Genomic DNA, 15,517 nt, shown 5'->3' with positions numbered 1-15,517 from the left:
GCCCGCGGTCCTAGGGGACGAGGCCGGCTGGAGCGGGTGGCGGCGGCCCCCACAGGAGCGCGAGCACCACGAGCGCCAGCACCGCTACGACGGCCCACAGGGCGACGTCGAGCGCGAGCCGGCGACCGACCTTCCGGCTCGACCAGTGGCTCCGCGGAGCGCCGCGGTTCACGAGGGCGACGCTAGGAACCGGCGCCGCAGCCGGTAAGTACACGTCCGGGTGAGGCGGCTCAGTCCTCGATCACGTCGAGGCCCTGCTCGCGCAGCTGCGCGAGGTGATCGAGCATGCTCTGCAGCACGGCGGGGTCGTGCCCGGGCCAGTCGTCGACCTCGCCGACGACGCGCAGCGGGTCGCGCGTGCGGTACGACTGCGTCGGGTTGCCCGGGAAGCGCTTGTCGGTGACGTTCGGGTCGTCCTCGAACGGGCCCAGTGGCGCGACGACGTACACGTGGCCCCGGCCCTCGCTCCCGGCGAGCGCGCTCGCGAGCTCCGCACCCCACGCAGCGGTCTCGACGAGAGCCGCGAAGTACAGGTGGTTCGAGACGCGACCGGCTTGGTAGTTGGAGCCACGACCCGGCACGAGCTCCTCGCCGACGCCCAGCGTGAACCGGGTGCCGTGGAAGAAGGGGCCCACGACGCTCGCGCAGGTCTCGTAGGTCACCGGCGTGCGGGGCGTGCTCTCGGTCATCGGCGTCCTCCCGTCGCCACCATCGTGCGGTGCGGGACGGGAGCGCGCGACCAGGTGGTCGGGACTACTCGCAGACGACGCCGTCATGGTCGCGGTCGATGTACCAGGCGTACTCCGGGTCCCGGCCCTGCACGTACGGGCCGTAGCCGGCGGCCGTCGCGGCGGTGCAGGTGGCGAACCGGGGGTCCAGCCGGGACGGCGGGGCCGTCGAGCTCGTGGCGGCGCGGACGATCGTCGCCTTCGCCGGCTTCGCGACGAGCCGCGAGCTGGTGGAGCAGCCCTTCAGGGTCGCGGTCGCGGCGGCCTTCTCGGCCTTGTCGACGTTCAGCGACCAGCGCCACTTCACCGCGACCCAGCTGCTGACGTAGGCGCAGCGGTACGCCTTGCTCGGCGGCAGCCACCGTGCCGGGTCGCGGTCGGACTTCGAGCGGTTCGACGCCGCCGAGACGGCCACGAGCGAGCTCGCGTAGCCGAGGTCGTTCGCGTACGCCTTGCGCGTGCTCGCGCTCCACGTCTTGGCGCCCGAGCCCCACGCCTCGGCGAGCGGCACCATGTGGTCGATGTCGAGCTTCGACGCGGCGGTGAACGTCTTGCGGTCGTACCCGGAGACCCACCGGCCGGTCTTGACGGTGCGGTGCGTGGACGACGTGAAGGTGACCGTGGAGCGGGACTCGGAGATGAGCACCTCGGCGCGCGTGTCCTGGCCGTCGTGGTTCGCGTCGACCCATCCGCCGAACTTCGTGCGGGCGTAGCCCGAGCTCGACTCGGCGCTCACCTTCAGCTGGTCGAGCAGCGTGAGGGCGGAGACACGCGAGGCGGCTTGGGACGGTGAGGCGACGAGGAGCGTGCCGGCCACGGACAGCGCGACGGCAGCGGCGACGGGACGAAGGCGCACGGGAGCTCCTGAAACTGGACAAGTGTCCAGCAAGTGTGCGTGCGTCCTCGGCGGAGGTCAGGGACCAACGACCCAAGGGGCCCTCAGCTGCGCGGGGCGGCCGCCTGCCACTCCGCGAGGTCGGCGAGCTTCGCGAACAGGTCCTCGAACATCAGCCGCGTCTCGATCCGCGTGTACACCCGGATCGCGGCGCCGTCGGGGTTCGGCACGTACCGGCCGACGGCGTCGAGTCGGGGCCGCGGCATCGTCACGAACGCGTTCGCGGCGTCGTCGCGGTCGAAGTACGACTGGAGCGCGGTGAGCAGCACGAGCGGCGAGTCGCCGAGCGCGTAGGTTTCGGCGAGCAGCTCTCCGTCGCGCCGGCGGGCCTCGACGAGGGCGGCGATCGCATCGTGCAGGAACGCGCCGACCGTGCCCTGTGACCCGACGCGCCGACGCAGCTCGGCGTCCGAGACGAGGCACTGCCGGTACCGGTCGCGCGGCACCTGCCACAGCGGCAGGGCGGAGTCGAACACGACCTGCGCGGCGACCGGGTCGATCGACTGGTTGTACTCGACAGCCGGCGCACCGTGCGGCGCCGCGGCGAGGCCGGGGTGCTCGGCGCCGCCGATCCACACGAGCGTCAGCCGGTCGGCGATCGCCGGCTGGATCAGCAGCGCCGACGCGATCGAGGTGAGCCCCGCGCCGCACGCGACGAACAGCGGCGTGTCGACGTCGTCGCGCATCGCCTCGGCGACGATCCGGCGCGCGCCGTCGGACGGCAGCGGGCTCGTCGCGTCCCGCATCGTCACGGCCGATCCCGTGACGAGCCGGCCGGCGGCCTCGACGCCCATGACGGCCAGCAGCTCGCGGGCGCGCGCGACGGCCGCGGCCGCCTGGTCGGTGCCCTCGTGCTGCGGCTCGGGCGCGGGGCGCGAGCCGATCACCGCGCGGACGTCGACCGACGGCGAGAGCACGTGGTGAGCCAGCTGGACGAGACCGTCGGGGTCGCCCGAGAAGTCGTTGTCGACGATGACGCGCAGGCGCGGCGCGGTCCGGCCGGCCCGCGCGGGGAGCCAGGGGAGCGGGTCGCCGAGCCGCCAGGTCGTCATCCGCCCATCGTGGCCCGAGCAGCGGGTGGGTGGCCGGAGCCGTGGCGGGCGCGGCGGTCCTCAGCCGTCCACGTGGGAGTCGGCGGCGTCGTCAGCCGCCCACGCCCACGTCGCGCGCCGCCCGGCCCACCGCGTCGACGGTCGCCTTGACCGCGGCCTGGTCGGTCGCCCAGTTGCTCACCGAGAACCGCACCACGTCCTGGCCCTGCCAGTGCGACGGGTACGCGTAGGCCTGGCCGTCGTCCCGCAGCCGTTCGGCGACCTGCACGGTCCGGTCGCCGAACGTCGCGCACACCTGCGTGAACACGACGTCGTTGACGACGCGTGCGCCCGGGATGTCGCGCAGCCCGTCGGCGAGCGCGGTCGCCCCGTCGCACAGCCGGTCGATCAGCGCCGCCACGCCGGATCGCCCGAGCCACGCGAGCACCGCCCACACCGGCACGCCCCGCGACCGCCGCGACATCTCGGGGACGGTCTCGTGCGGGTCGGCCGCCCCCTCGGCCGCGACGAGGTAGCTCGCCCGGACGCCGAGGGCGGTGTGCGCCGCGGCCGCGTCCGCGATCACCGCGACGCCGCAGTCGTACGGCACGTTGAGCGTCTTGTGCGCGTCGGTCGCCCACGAGTCCGCCGCCTCGTAGCCCTGGAGCAGGTGGTGCCGACGCGGCGAGGCTGCGGCCCACAGCCCGAACGCGCCGTCCACGTGCACCCACGCGCCGTGCTCGTGCGCGACCGCGATGGCCGCGCCCACGTCGTCGAAAGCCCCGGAGTGCACGTTCCCGGCCTGGAGCGCGACGATCGTCGGCCCGTCGCTCGCGTCGAGCGCGTCGGCGAGCGCGTCGACGTCGATGCGCCCCTGGTCGTCGGCCGGCACGAGCGCCGCGGCCCCGAGCCCGAGGTACCGCGCCGCGAGGTCGACCGACGTGTGCCGCTCGGCGCCCGCGATCCACCGGACGCGCGGGCCGCCGTGGAGCCCGTCGCGGTTGACGTCCCACCCGGCGCGCTGCAGGACGCGCTCGCGGGCGGCCGCGAGGCCGACGAGGTTCGCGGTCGTCGCGCCCGTGGTGAAGCCGACGCCCGCGTGCGCCGGCAGCCCGAGAACGTCCAGCAGCCAGGCGCTCGCCAGGTCCTCGACAGCGGTGGTGCTCGGGCTCGCGTAGCGCATGCCGCCGTTCTGGTCCCACGCGCCGGTGAGCCAGTCGGCCGCGAGGGCCACGGGGTACGTGCCGCCGATCACCCAGCCGTAGAACCGCGGCGACTGGCTGGTCAGCAGCCCGGGCCGCACCGCCCGCGCGAGCCGCTCGACCACCTCGACCGGGTCGGCGCCTCGCTCGGGCAGCTCGCGGCCGAGCGCGTCCTTGACGCTCGTCGCGTCGTCCAGCGGCGGGATCGGGTCCGAGGGCATCGCCTCGAGCCAGGCGGTCGCCTCGCGCTGCGCGAGGCTCAGGAGCTCCGCGTAGCCCGGGCTCGGGACGTCGTCGTCACCGTCCGGGTGCATCTTCCGGAGTGTTCTCCGCGCGCCGCCGGGGCGTCAACGCAGCGCGGGATGCGGGCCGCTGCGCCACGGCACGCACCCACCGTGGCGCAGCGGCCCGCGACGGCAACGGGTCAGCCGCGCCGTCCCCGTCGGTCCGCGAGGTACTCCGCGGGCATCCCGGGCCCGACGCGCGCGACCACGTCGTCGGCCGGGACAGGGCCGTGCAGGTCGCACGCCGCTCCGACGTGCACGGCGCCGCCGCACCCGGCGTGCGCGTACAGGATCGGCGGCTCGGCGTCCGTGGCCCACGCGTCGCCCCACTCCGTGAGCGCCATGAGTGCGACCGCGAGCGCGCGACCCTTCTCCGTCAGCACGTAGTCGGCGTCGTCGGCGCGCTCCATCACGCCGCTCGCGACGAACGACTCCAGCCGCGAGGCGAGCACGTTCGACGCGATGCCGAGGTTGTGCTGGAAGTCGGCGAAGCGCGTGACGCCCGCGAACAGCGCGTCACGGACGATGAGCAGGCTCCAGCGCTCGCCGACGAGCTCGAGCGACCGGGCGATCGAGCAGACCTGCGTGTCGTACGTCTTGCCGAGCATGCCGCCGACCTTACCCCTTGCGTGATGCAAGTCATGGTCGCTACCGTCGCTTGCATCACGCAAGTTGGCTACGAGCAGGGAGCGCGCCATGTCCGCCGACTTCACCACCACCATCACCGTCGACGCCTCGCCGCAGGCCGCGTACGACGCCGTCAACGACGTCAGCGGCTGGTGGGGCCGCATCACCGGCACCACGACGGCGGTCGGGGACGAGTTCGTCTACCTCGTGCCGGGCCTCCACTACAGCGGCCAGCGCGTCACCGCCCTCGAGCCGGGCCGTCTCGTCGAGTGGCTCGTCACCGGCGGCTACCTCGCGTTCGTCAGCGACAGGCAGGAGTGGGTCGGCACGACCATCCGGTTCGACATCGCGGCCGACGACGCGGGCACGCACGTCACGTTCACGCACGCCGGTCTCGACCCGGACGTCGAGTGCTACGACGCGTGCTCGAACGCGTGGAGCACCTACGTCCGCACGAGCCTGAAGGCGTTCATCGAGACCGGCGTCGGGACGCCGAACCTGTTCAAGGGCGACGAGGAGCTCGACGCCGCGGACCACGTCGGCCTGCGGGACCGCATCGAGGGGGCAGGGGCCGCCGCGCGGGCGGCAGTCGGCTGACGCGCCTGCGTCACGCCCGGGACGCGAGGAGCCCCCGACGGCGACGGCCGGGGGCTCCTCGTTTCGAGCGTCCTTCCTGTTCGGTCGCCGCGGCCGTGGTGCGGTCCGCGGCGGCCGACGTGTCAGTGCTGGAGCGTCAGCACGCCCGGCCGCCAGGGCAGCTGGTCGTACGAGCCGCCCGCGTTCGGCGACTTGCCCTGGTAGAGCAGCTGCAGGTTGCACGGGTCGATGGTCATCGTCTGGTCGGGGTTGTTCCGGACGAGGTCACCGTGGCTGATGTCGTTCGTCCAGCTCGCGCCGCTGTTCGCCTTGCCCGCGAACGGGTTGCTCTCGCTGGCCGCCTGCGGGGTCCACGACCCGCTCAGGCTCGACGCCGTGAACGAGCGGAAGTAGCGCCCGTTCGCACCCTGCGCCTCGACGATCATCAGGTACTGGTTCTGGCCCTGGACCTTGTACACCTGCACGGCCTCGAACAGGTTGTTCGTCGAGTCGCTCATGACGGTCGTGTAGGACGAGCCGAAGCTGCCCGGGAAGTTCCCGATCGGCATGCTCGCCCGGTAGATCTTCCCGTTGTCGCCGGCGAAGAAGAGGTACATGTTCTGGCCGTCACCGATCAGCGTCTGGTCGATCGGACCGGTGCTGGACCCCGAGATGCTCCCGGTGAACAGTGCCTGCGGGGACGACCACCCGTTGGGGTTCGTCGGGTCGCTGGACGTCCGGTAGATGAACGGCCACGCGCCCCACTGGTAGGCGAGCACCCAGATGTTCTTCGGCGCGAAGTAGAACAGCGTCGGTGCGACCGCCGCCTGGCTCATGCCGATCTGCTGTGCCGAGCCCATGTCGGACCAGTTGGTGAACGGGGCGAACGCCATCGACCCGTACGACGAGCCGTTCACGTCCGACGCGTAGACCAGGTGCTTGCCGTTGTAGACGACGTTCGTGAAGTCCTTGAGCGACACCCAGCCGTTCGCCGGCTGCGCGAGCGCCCCGGTCGACGACCACCGGTACGACGACGGCAGCGAGCACGTGCCGCCGGTGGGCGGCGGGGTCGTCGTGGGCGGAGGCGTGGTGCCGCCGCCGGACAGGCCCGTCCACTGCTGGTTCGTGCCGCCGTTGCACGTCCAGATCTGGATCGCGCTGCCGTTGGCGGTGGCCTTGTTGGCGACGTCGAGGCAGAGCCCCGACTCGACTCCGACGATCGAGCCGTTGGAGTTGATACGCCACTGCTGGTTGGCGCCGCCGCTGCAGGTCCAGATCTGGACCTTGGTGCCGGCGGCGGTGGCGTGGTTCGGCACGTCGAGGCACTTGTTGCCGTAGACCGTGAGCTGGTTGCTCGACGTCGAGGTCCACTGCTGGTTGGTGCCGTTCCAGCAGTCGTAGAGCTGCAGCGCGGCGCCGTCGCTCTGGCTCGCCCCGGCCACGTCGAGGCAGCGACCGGAGCCGACTCCCTTGATCTGGCCGGTGGACGCGGCCTGCGCGGGGTTCGCGAGGAGCGTGACCGCCAGGGCGACCAGTGCGGCGACGAGCGCCGCCAGCAGGCGTCTGCGGGTGGAACGTGTTCTGGGCATGACGAGCTCCTCTCGGGTCAGCTACGGGACCACTTCTGGTTGGTGCCGCCGTTGCAGGTCCAGATCTGCACGGCGCTGCCGTTGGCGGTGGCCTTGTTCGCGACGTCGAGGCACAGCCCCGACTCGACGCCCACGACCGAGCCGTCGGAGTTCAGGCGCCACTGCTGGTTCGCCCCGCCGCTGCAGGTCCAGATCTGGACCTTGGTGCCGGCCGCGGTGGCGTGGTTCGGCACGTCGAGGCACTTGTTGCCGTAGACCGTCAGCTGGTTGCTCGACGTCGAGGTCCACTGCTGGTTGGTGCCGTTCCAGCAGTCGTACAGCTGCAGGGCCGCGCCGTCGGACTGGCTCGCGCCGACCACGTCGAGGCACCGGTTCGAGCCCAGGCCGCGCAGCGGTCCGGTCGAGCCGGTGCCACCGGTCGGCGGAGGCGTGGTCGCCGGGGGCGTCGTCGGCACGGGCGTGCCGCCGCCGAGGGCGGAGAGCACCGCGTCGTACGCCGACTTCTTGCTGCCGTTCGAGCTGAACAGCAGCGGGTTCTCGCTGCTGCGCCACGAGTCGCTGTCCCGGATGCCCCACACGGTGATGCCGGTGCAGCGCGACACGTTCATGCACGCGCGGACCGTGTTGGAGTAGTTGGTGCTCGACGCCTGCGCGATGTCGAGCTCCGTGAGCTGCACGTCGACGCCGAGCGCGGCGAAGTTCGACAGCGTGGTCTGGAACGTCGACGGCGGGCCGCCCGTGCCGAAGTGCGACTGGAACCCGACGCAGTCGATCGGCACGCCGCGGGACTTGAAGTCCCGGACCATCGAGTAGACGCCCTGCGTCTTCGCGGCGTTCCAGTCCTCGATGTTGTAGTCGTTGTAGCAGAGCTTCGCCGACGGGTCGGCGTTGCGCGCGGTGCGGAACGCCTCCTCGATGAAGCCGTTGCCGAGGACGTTCTGGAAGACGGAGCTGCGGTGCTGCGTCGACCCGTCGGCGAACGCCTCGTTCACGACGTCCCAGGCGTAGATCTTGCCCTTGAAGTGCGACATCACCTGCGTGATGTGGTTGTCCATGACGCTGCGCAGGGTGTTCGCGTCGTTGATCGACGAGACCCAGCTGGGCAGCTGGTTGTGCCACACCAGCGTGTGGCCGCGCATGCGCTGCCCGTGCGACTGGGCGTGCGACACGATCTGGTCGGCCGAACCGAAGCTGAACGAGTTGCGCGACGGCTCCGTGGCGTCCCACTTCATCTCGTTCTCGGGCGTGATCGCGTTGAACTCGCGGTCGAGGATCGACACGTACGTGCTGTCGCCGAGCCGGCCGGCCGCGACGGCCGTGCCGAAGTAGCGGCCGGACGTGGCGGCCTGCGCACCGAGCGTGCTCGCGGCCTGCGCCGGGCCGGCCAGCAGGGTTGCGGTCGCGGTGGCGGCGAGCGTCGCGGCGGCGACGATGCCGACCGCCGACGTGGCGCGCCTGCGCCGGGGGGTGAGTGATCTCATGGCGTTCCTTCGAGTGGCTGGGGCTGGTGTGCCGGACGGCTGGACCCGCCCCGCGGACGCCGGCGATGCGCGGGGTGAGCCAGGCGGATCGCCCCGATGGGGACGCTCCTCGTCGAACCGACCACGGCGTCGGTGCGGCGCTGTTAGCGCTAACAAGTCGTGCCGTTCACACCCCGGAATGTGTGGGGATGTGGCCGCGAACGTATGGGACCGGTGTGACGCGGGCAACGCGTACGGGGGCGTGTGAATCGATACACATCGCCCTCCCGCCGGCCCGGATCGTGCCGGTATGGTCGCCGCCATGCATCGCAGCCGCCTGGTCGGGATCCTCTTCGACACGCCCGCGGAGCACGCGGAGGGCGAGGTCGGGTTCTGGGCCGGTGCGCTCGGCACCTCGACGTACTCGCCTCCGGACGAGACCCAGTTCACCGCCCTCGTCGGCGCGGTTCCCGACTTCTTCACCGTCGTCCAGGCGGTCGGCGACGACGCGCCGCGGTACCACGTCGACATCGAGACCGACGACCTCGCCGCCGAGGTGGCGCGGCTGACGGCGCTCGGTGCCGTGTCGGTCGGGCGGTGGAAGGACGCGTTCACGATGCGCTCGCCCGGTGGGCACCTGCTCTGCGTCGTGCCGGTGCACAGCGACCCGCAGACGTTCGCGCGGGTGGCGCGGGTCTGGGAGTGACCGGACGCCGCGGTCTCGTCGTGCTCGGTGGGCCCCGTGGGGATCGAACCCACAACCCGCGGATTAAAAGTCCGCTGCTCTGCCAGTTGAGCTAGAGGCCCGACGGATGGGGACAATAACCGGGAGAATCCTCGGGACAACTCCCGTGTGATTCGCGCCGGCCGTTGGCCCTCGATCGCGGTGTCGAGGCTACGGCACGACGCGCGAACGTCGAGTAGCAGGCCCTTCTGCCCCGAGCCCAGTCCGCTCTGGCTCGGCAAGCTCCGGCCTCTTCCTCATGGTCGTACGAAGGGCCGGATCGACCCGCGCGACGCCCGGGCGCGGCCGCGCCGCCAGGTCCTCGGAGCCACGTTCCGCGACACACCGGGCGACGCGCGGAGCGTGCTGGGAATCAGCGGGTTCCGACCCCTAATGTTCCGTCCCGCGCCCGCCGATTCGGTGGGGCGAACACCCCAACCCCCCTGCTCCCGAAGGGACACCGCCATGGCTGGCGATTCCAAGACGTCCTCCCGCGCACGCGTGAGCACGAGCTCCTCGAACTCCGCTCAGGGCGTGGGCGTCACCACGTTCCTCATCCCCGCCGGCCAGGGTGCCAACGCGTACGTGCGCGATGCCGCCACGGGCAAGAACCCGAACCTGCGCACCGCGTCGCAGGCGTTCGTCGACGCGATCGCGGCGAACTCCGCGGCCGGTCACGCGAAGCGGATCCGCGCCGAGCTCGAGTCGTTCGCGACCGCGTACCCGACGCACGGCTGGGATGCCACGCTCGCGCGCCTGGAGGCTGCCGGCGCCCTGGACGGGAACGCCTGAGTCGACGCCCCGGCAGAACGACCCCCGGCACCCGCCGGGGGTCGTTCTGCGTCCGGTCCCGGGTGCGTCGAGGCACCTGACGTTCGTGCGCGCGTGGTCCGAGGTCAGAATCGACCACCGCCGATACGTCGCGCGGGCATACTCCGGTGATGGTCTCGATGCGCGAGGTCGAGCTCATCGAGGACGACGAGCCGCACACCACAGGAACTGCGGCCGTACCAGCGGCGCCGCTCCGCGCGGGCCGAGCCCGTCTGAGCCGTCGTTGGCTCCTGGTGCCCGTCGCAGGGCTCGCCGTGCTCGTGGCGCTCCAGCAGGGGCTAGCGTCCGTCGAGCGGCATCGCGAGCACCGTTTCGACGGCTTGCCGGGCTTCGTCACGCCCGTGCATCCGCCGCTACGTGCACTGTGGGAGTCCGACCCGAACCTCCAGATGGACCCGCGACCGGTGGGTCGGGCCGTCCTTGCGGTCGAGAGCGTCGACGTCTTGGCGGTGCGTCTGGTCGACGTCACCACCGGCAAGACGCTGTGGCGCACGCTGCTCACGAATGCCGGCACGATCGCTCGGTGCAGCCCGGAGAACCACACGAGCGGCGCGACACCGACGCGGGTCGTGTGCGTGGTATCCGACTATCCCGAGGGCGGCGGGTCCGTTCCTGGCGAGGTCACCGTGCTGGACGGCGCGACGGGGGATCGAGTGGCCACCTGGCAGGTGTCGGGTGCGACGTCGTTCGATGCCGCCGACGGTCTTGTGGTGTTCGCGAGCGACGAGGGAAAGGGCCGGGGCGAGGCTCACGCCCACCATCTGCTCGACGGGACGCCCGCCTGGACGACCCCCATCGGCGGGAGCCGTGACGACTCCAACCCGTTCGGGGCGGTGTTCATCGCTGCCGGAGAGGTCGTCGTCGTGGACTCGACGGCCAGCCTTCGCCGGCTCAACCTGCTCGACGGGACGGAGCTTGCACCGGCGCAGTCGCTGATGTCCCTGCAACCTGAGCTTGCTGGCCGGGCGGCGCACGTCACCACCGTGTCCGCCGGCGGTCGAGCCACGACGACCGTCATCGCTGGTCCCGGACGCGACGTCGACGTTGCGGGTACGGACCGCAGCCTCGTCGCGGACGACGGCTCGCTGCCCGGAGTCGCGTTCACGCAGGACGAGAACCTCGCCGCGTACGACGCGCGCACGGGGAAGCTGCGTTGGCAGGCTCCGTATCCGACGCTCGAGGTTCTCGTGCGTGACCACGTCGTGTACGCGTCGTTCGTCACCGGAGTGGTCGCGCTGGATGGGCGCACCGGTCGGCTCCTGTGGCGCACCGACGTGGGCCGTGAGGTGTCCCAGCTGCTGACCGACGGTGTTCACGTGCTCGTGCACGTCTCCGGCGGCGATGGCGAGTCTGAGGGCGACAGTCCGCGACCTGCGACCGGAAAGGTCGTCGCGCTCGGTCCGGGCGACGGAAAGGTCGAGTGGTCAAGCGCGCTGCCGCACGGCGACGACGGCTACCTGGTGTGTACCGACGGCGTGCTCCTGAGCCTGGGTGAGCGGCTGGCACGCATCGGGTAAACGCCTCCGTCCGACACGGGCTCACCGAACGCAGCCACGGGAGCGGCCGTGGGCGGCGCAGCGGGCGAGCGGAAGGCGCCGCTCAGGGCAGCTCGCGCAGGGGCTCCGTCCGGTCGCCGCCGGCGTCGCCGGTGTTAACGGTTCCGCGGGGCTCGACGAGGACGATCGAGACTTCGTCGTCCGCGCGCGGGCAGTGCTCGACGCCCCGGGGGACGACGAACACGTCCGAGGGGCCGAGGACGACGTCGCGGTCGCGGAGCTGGATCGTCAGCGTGCCCTCCACCACGAGGAACAGCTCGTCGGTGTCGGGGTGCGAGTGCCACACGAACTCGCCGTGCAGCTTGGCGACCTTGACGTCGTAGTCGTTGACGCTCGTCAGACGGTGCGGCTGCCAGTGGTGTGCGACGGCGTCGAGCGCCGTCCTGATGTTGCGGACGTCGTCAGTCACCTCCGGCACGCTAGCCGCTCGGCCCGTACCCGGGCCAGGACGGGCGCGTGGGGTCTCGGTCGGCGCGGGCGATCGAGCGCCGAGGTCCGCGTGCCGGTCGGCCGGACGCGCGTCCACCGGGGTGCCGGATCCCCTCGCGGCCGCCAGGTTCAGCCCGTGCTTCCCCGTGCGCCCGGACCGCCGCTCAGACCCGCTCTCAGCCGAGTCGTCCCGCCGTCGCGAGGTCAGCCAGCAACAGGTCGGCACGCCGCGCGAAGAGGTGCGCACCGCGCCGGCGGGAGAGGGCGGCGGCCGACCGGGCCAGGCTCGCAGCAGCGGCGGGATCGGCCGCCGCTCGAGCCAGGTACGCCCTCACCAGGACCACCAGACCCTCGCCGGTCCGCTGCTCATGACGTTCGAGGCACGCGTCGGCGTGATCGAGGGCGGCCGCCGCCGCGTCCAGGTCGCCGGCGGCGATCCGCATCTCGGCGACCAGAGCCCACCACGTGGAGACGCACGAGCGGGTCGGGTTCGACAGATTCGTGCGCACCAGCTCTTCCGCCGCGTCGGAGGCCGAAGCGGGGGCAACGCCGCGCATCGCCAACGCCCAGTGCCTCGCCAGTCTCAGGTAGGTGCCGAGGAAGTCGAAGGAGAAGTGCGGGTCGACCGAGATCCCGCTCTCGGCCGAGGTGAGCGCCCACTCCGGGTCACCGACGACCGCAGCCGTCCGGGCGGCCATCGCGGTCGCCACCGTGAGCGCGTAGGGGTCGTCGCCGGCCGTCTGCTTCAGGCGGTCCAGGATCTCGTGGGCCTGCGCGGTGTCGCCGTGGTAGGCCGAGATCTCCGCGAAGGTTCCCGCGGTGAGGAGCTGCAACGCGTCGTGGACCGGGTCGAGGTCCGGCGCACGGTCCTCCGGTCGGACCGTGATCCTCATCGCGCTCATGCGTCGGTACGACTCGCCGATGGCGCCCAGGTGCCACTGATGGATCCCCCACGCGGCCTCGCCGTACGCGCGGACGAGGGGATCGGACGCGCCGGCACCCTGCTCGAGCAGCCGTCGTGCCAGCGGGCCGCTGCTCCGCAGCTCGAGCCCCTGGGCGTGCGCCGTCCACCGGGAGAAGAGGAACCCGGCCGCTTCGCGCTCGCGGCCGAGATCCCGCGCGACCTGCTCGGCTCTCTCCAGCAGCCGCACCGACGCCGTCCCGTACATCGAGCGCATCCCGACGACGGCGATCAGCTGCGAGAGCGCATCGAGCTCCTGCTCGAGGAGAGACGATCGACGCGCCATTTCGACCGCCGACGCGAGGTGTCGCTCGGCGGCGTCCAACGCCGTCTTCGACCTGGCGCGCGCACCGGCACGCACCAGCGCCGCGACCGTGCGACTCGGATCTGCGACCGGCCCTGACGCCCACAGGTGATGAGCGACGCGCTCCGCGGCCGACTCGTCGCTGAGTCCGACCTCCTCGATGGCGTTCGCGATGCGGCCGTGGAGCGTCCCGGCGCGACCGCGCGGCAGCGCCTCCGAGATGGCCTCGCGAACGAGGTCGTGGGTGAACACGTACGAGAACGGGTCAGCGGCGACCGGTCCCATCAGACCGAGCGCGCGTGCGGGTTCCAGCCGTTCGAGACAGGTCGAGATGTCCAGCGAGGCCGCGCGGGCGAGCAGCTCGAGCTCGACCGTGCGCCCCACCAGCGACGCGAGCCCGAGCAGGTCCTGCGACTCGCGGTCGAGCGTGGCCATTCGGTCGCGCACCACGTCGCGGACCGTCACGGGCACTCCGCCGGTGAGCACGGTCTCCTGGGTGACCGTGCCGCCGGCCATCAGCCATCTCGCCAGCTCCCGGACGAAGAAGGGGTTGCCCGAGGTACGCGCGTGCACCAGTCTCGCCGCCTCGGCCGTGGGCGAGACACCGGTCTCCGCGCCGATCAGCTCGGCCACACCCGCTGGGTCGAGAGGTCCGACACGGACTCTCCGGTGGCCGGCGGCGCGGCTCGCCGCGGCGAGAGCGCGGGACAGCTCCAGGCTCGGGGTCGGGCCGAGGCTGCGGAAGGCTCCGACCACCGCCGTCCGCGGCGGCAGACGGCCGATCACGTCGGCGAGCAGCTGCAAGGAGCTCGGATCGGCCCAGTGCAGGTCGTCGAAGACGACGACCACCGGCCGCGCGGCGGCGGACTCCGCGATCAACGCCACCAGCTCCTCCAGGAGCCGGAACCGGGCCTTGCTGTCCGGGATCGGAGGCGGCGTCGAGGGGTCGCCCTTCGAGCCGAGGAGGTAGCCCAGGTCGCGCGACGACCACTCGGTCCGGCGCTCGGCCGACATCGCTCCGACGAGGCCCGCTGCCGCCTCGACCCACGGCCACATCGTGGGCGCTCCTTCACCGGCGAGACCGTGCCCCCAGACCACGAGAGCGTCCTCGCCCCGAGCATGGTCGGCGGTCGCCTTCAGGAGGCAGCTCTTCCCCACTCCGGGCTCGCCTTCGAGCAGGAGAACGGCCGACCCGTCAGTGAGCGCCGGCGCGATGGCCCGCTGCAGCACGGCGAGCTCCTCGTCCCGGCCGACCAGGCGGTCCGCGGACGGGGCGGCGGGCGAGTCCTGCTCGGTAGCCCGGGAGGGTTCGTTCCGGGCCGCGTGCGGGACGCGCGCAGACAGCGCCGGCGACCGGACGACCTGCAGGTGCGCCTCCTGCAGCGCAGGTCCCGCATCGATCCCCAGGTCGTCGATCAGCCGCCTGCGCACCCTGTCGAACACCGCCAGGGCCTCCGCCTGGTGGCCCGCACGCCCGAGCGACGTCATCAGGCTGGCCTGCACCGGCTCGTGCAGCGGCGCCATCCTGGCGGCGAGGTGCAGCGCCGGGAGCACGCGGTCCGGTCTTCCCACCGACAGGGCGACCTCGGTCGCGTCCACGCAGGTCTGCAGGTACTCGTCGTCCAGGCTGGCGAAGATCGGCGCCGTGGCCATCGTGTGCGTCAGCCCGTCCCCCGCCGGTCCGCTCCAGAGGGTGAGCGCGTCGAGGTACTGGGCGAACGAACCGAGGGCGTCACCGTGCGAACGTGCGGTCCGGGCGCCGTCGACGAGCTGCCGGAACCGCGCCAGGTCGAGAACCTCGGGCGGCGCGGCGCACAGGTAGCCGGCGTTGTGGCCCACCAGGTAGGCGCCGGTCTCGCGGGCGGCGAGGTGCGGCTCGAGGACGCGGCGCAGCAGGCCGACGTACTTGTGAATGACGTTGAGGGCACTGGCGGGCGCTTCGTCGCCCCAGATCGCGTCGATCAGCTCGTTGACCGAGGTCGGCCGCCCCGCGCGCGCCAGCAGCAGGGCCAGGAGGTAGGCCTGCTGGTGCGGTCCGGGGTCGAGCTCGGCGCTGCCGCGCCAGAGGCGCAGCGGACCGAGGAGCTGGATGCGGAGCGCCCCGACGGGCGCGGGTACGCGTCCCCGACGGTGGGAGCTCTGGAGACCGGGCGTTGCTGCCATGTCGACAACCCCTCGCGGGTCCTGACGGACGAGCCCGTGACGCGGGTGGGGATGGTTCGCTGGTGCGGCGGATGCAGCACTCTAGGCGCTCGTCGCGAGCAGCCACCAGGGGGCTGTCGCACTGGTCGCGCGGTCGTGCTCACGGGCGCCGACACGT

Annotated in this window: 14 protein-coding genes and 1 tRNA gene; 4 read left to right on the top strand and 11 right to left on the bottom strand. The window is 72.3% G+C overall.

The genetic code is table 11. The features are described 5' to 3' along the window. Positions 1-10: 10 nt before the first annotated feature. From QRT04_RS06445 to QRT04_RS06420, 6 genes are all read right to left on the bottom strand, one after another. Positions 11-172, bottom strand: a complete 162-nt coding sequence (locus tag QRT04_RS06445) for a hypothetical protein (RefSeq protein ID WP_289454338.1) — start codon at positions 170-172, stop codon at positions 11-13. Between the two features lie 58 nt (positions 173-230). Continuing rightward, positions 231-689, bottom strand: coding sequence for an NAD(+)--rifampin ADP-ribosyltransferase (arr, locus tag QRT04_RS06440; RefSeq protein ID WP_289454337.1), 459 nt, complete (start codon positions 687-689; stop codon positions 231-233). A gap of 64 nt (positions 690-753) precedes the next feature. Further along, positions 754-1,584, bottom strand: a complete 831-nt coding sequence (locus QRT04_RS06435; protein ID WP_289454336.1) for an excalibur calcium-binding domain-containing protein — start codon at positions 1,582-1,584, stop codon at positions 754-756. Positions 1,585-1,667: 83 nt separating this feature from the next. After that, positions 1,668-2,675, bottom strand: a complete 1,008-nt coding sequence (locus QRT04_RS06430) for a nucleoside hydrolase (RefSeq protein WP_289454335.1) — start codon at positions 2,673-2,675, stop codon at positions 1,668-1,670. Positions 2,676-2,766: 91 nt separating this feature from the next. Beyond that, positions 2,767-4,170 carry a pyridoxal phosphate-dependent decarboxylase family protein gene (locus tag QRT04_RS06425; RefSeq protein WP_289454334.1) on the bottom strand — a complete coding sequence of 468 codons (1,404 nt, stop codon included), beginning with the start codon at positions 4,168-4,170 and terminating at the stop codon, positions 2,767-2,769. Positions 4,171-4,280: 110 nt separating this feature from the next. After that, positions 4,281-4,748: a winged helix-turn-helix transcriptional regulator gene (locus tag QRT04_RS06420; protein WP_289454333.1), complete on the bottom strand. Its 468-nt coding sequence runs from the start codon at positions 4,746-4,748 to the stop codon at positions 4,281-4,283. Between the two features lie 88 nt (positions 4,749-4,836). On the opposite strand from QRT04_RS06420, the gene QRT04_RS06415 reads away from it, so the two are divergent. Continuing rightward, the gene (locus QRT04_RS06415; protein WP_289454332.1) at positions 4,837-5,364 is read left to right on the top strand and encodes an SRPBCC family protein; all 528 of its coding nucleotides are present in this window, start codon (positions 4,837-4,839) and stop codon (positions 5,362-5,364) included. 122 nt (positions 5,365-5,486) lie between these two features. On the opposite strand, the gene QRT04_RS06410 is transcribed toward QRT04_RS06415, so the two are convergent. Together QRT04_RS06410 and QRT04_RS06405 are read right to left on the bottom strand one after the other, a co-directional pair. Then, entirely contained in the window at positions 5,487-6,932 is a 1,446-nt protein-coding gene (locus QRT04_RS06410) for a non-reducing end alpha-L-arabinofuranosidase family hydrolase (protein WP_289454331.1), read from the bottom strand. Positions 6,933-6,949: 17 nt separating this feature from the next. Then, complete coding sequence (locus QRT04_RS06405; RefSeq protein ID WP_289454330.1) at positions 6,950-8,413, bottom strand: endo-1,4-beta-xylanase; 1,464 nt, start codon at positions 8,411-8,413, stop codon at positions 6,950-6,952. Between the two features lie 301 nt (positions 8,414-8,714). On the opposite strand from QRT04_RS06405, the gene QRT04_RS06400 reads away from it, so the two are divergent. After that, a complete protein-coding gene (locus QRT04_RS06400) occupies positions 8,715-9,098 on the top strand; it encodes a VOC family protein (protein ID WP_289454329.1) in 384 nt (127 codons plus the stop codon). A gap of 28 nt (positions 9,099-9,126) precedes the next feature. Here QRT04_RS06400 and QRT04_RS06395 read toward each other — a convergent pair. Continuing rightward, positions 9,127-9,199: transfer RNA gene (locus QRT04_RS06395), tRNA-Lys, on the bottom strand. A 382-nt stretch (positions 9,200-9,581) separates the two neighbouring features. On the opposite strand from QRT04_RS06395, the gene QRT04_RS06390 reads away from it, so the two are divergent. Further along, positions 9,582-9,908, top strand: a complete 327-nt coding sequence (locus QRT04_RS06390) for a hypothetical protein (RefSeq protein ID WP_289454328.1) — start codon at positions 9,582-9,584, stop codon at positions 9,906-9,908. A 149-nt stretch (positions 9,909-10,057) separates the two neighbouring features. Continuing rightward, entirely contained in the window at positions 10,058-11,464 is a 1,407-nt protein-coding gene (locus QRT04_RS06385) for an outer membrane protein assembly factor BamB family protein (RefSeq protein WP_289454327.1), read from the top strand. Positions 11,465-11,546: 82 nt separating this feature from the next. On the opposite strand, the gene QRT04_RS06380 is transcribed toward QRT04_RS06385, so the two are convergent. Together QRT04_RS06380 and QRT04_RS06375 are read right to left on the bottom strand one after the other, a co-directional pair. Then, the gene (locus QRT04_RS06380) at positions 11,547-11,912 is read right to left on the bottom strand and encodes a cupin domain-containing protein (RefSeq protein WP_289454326.1); all 366 of its coding nucleotides are present in this window, start codon (positions 11,910-11,912) and stop codon (positions 11,547-11,549) included. 196 nt (positions 11,913-12,108) lie between these two features. After that, a complete protein-coding gene (locus QRT04_RS06375) occupies positions 12,109-15,360 on the bottom strand; it encodes an ATP-binding protein (RefSeq protein ID WP_289454325.1) in 3,252 nt (1,083 codons plus the stop codon). Positions 15,361-15,517 lie beyond the last annotated feature (157 nt).

It is taken from the genome of Cellulomonas alba, assembly GCF_030362835.1.
Classification (GTDB): domain Bacteria; phylum Actinomycetota; class Actinomycetes; order Actinomycetales; family Cellulomonadaceae; genus Cellulomonas; species Cellulomonas alba.
This window is presented reverse-complemented; position numbering and strand designations above follow the sequence as displayed.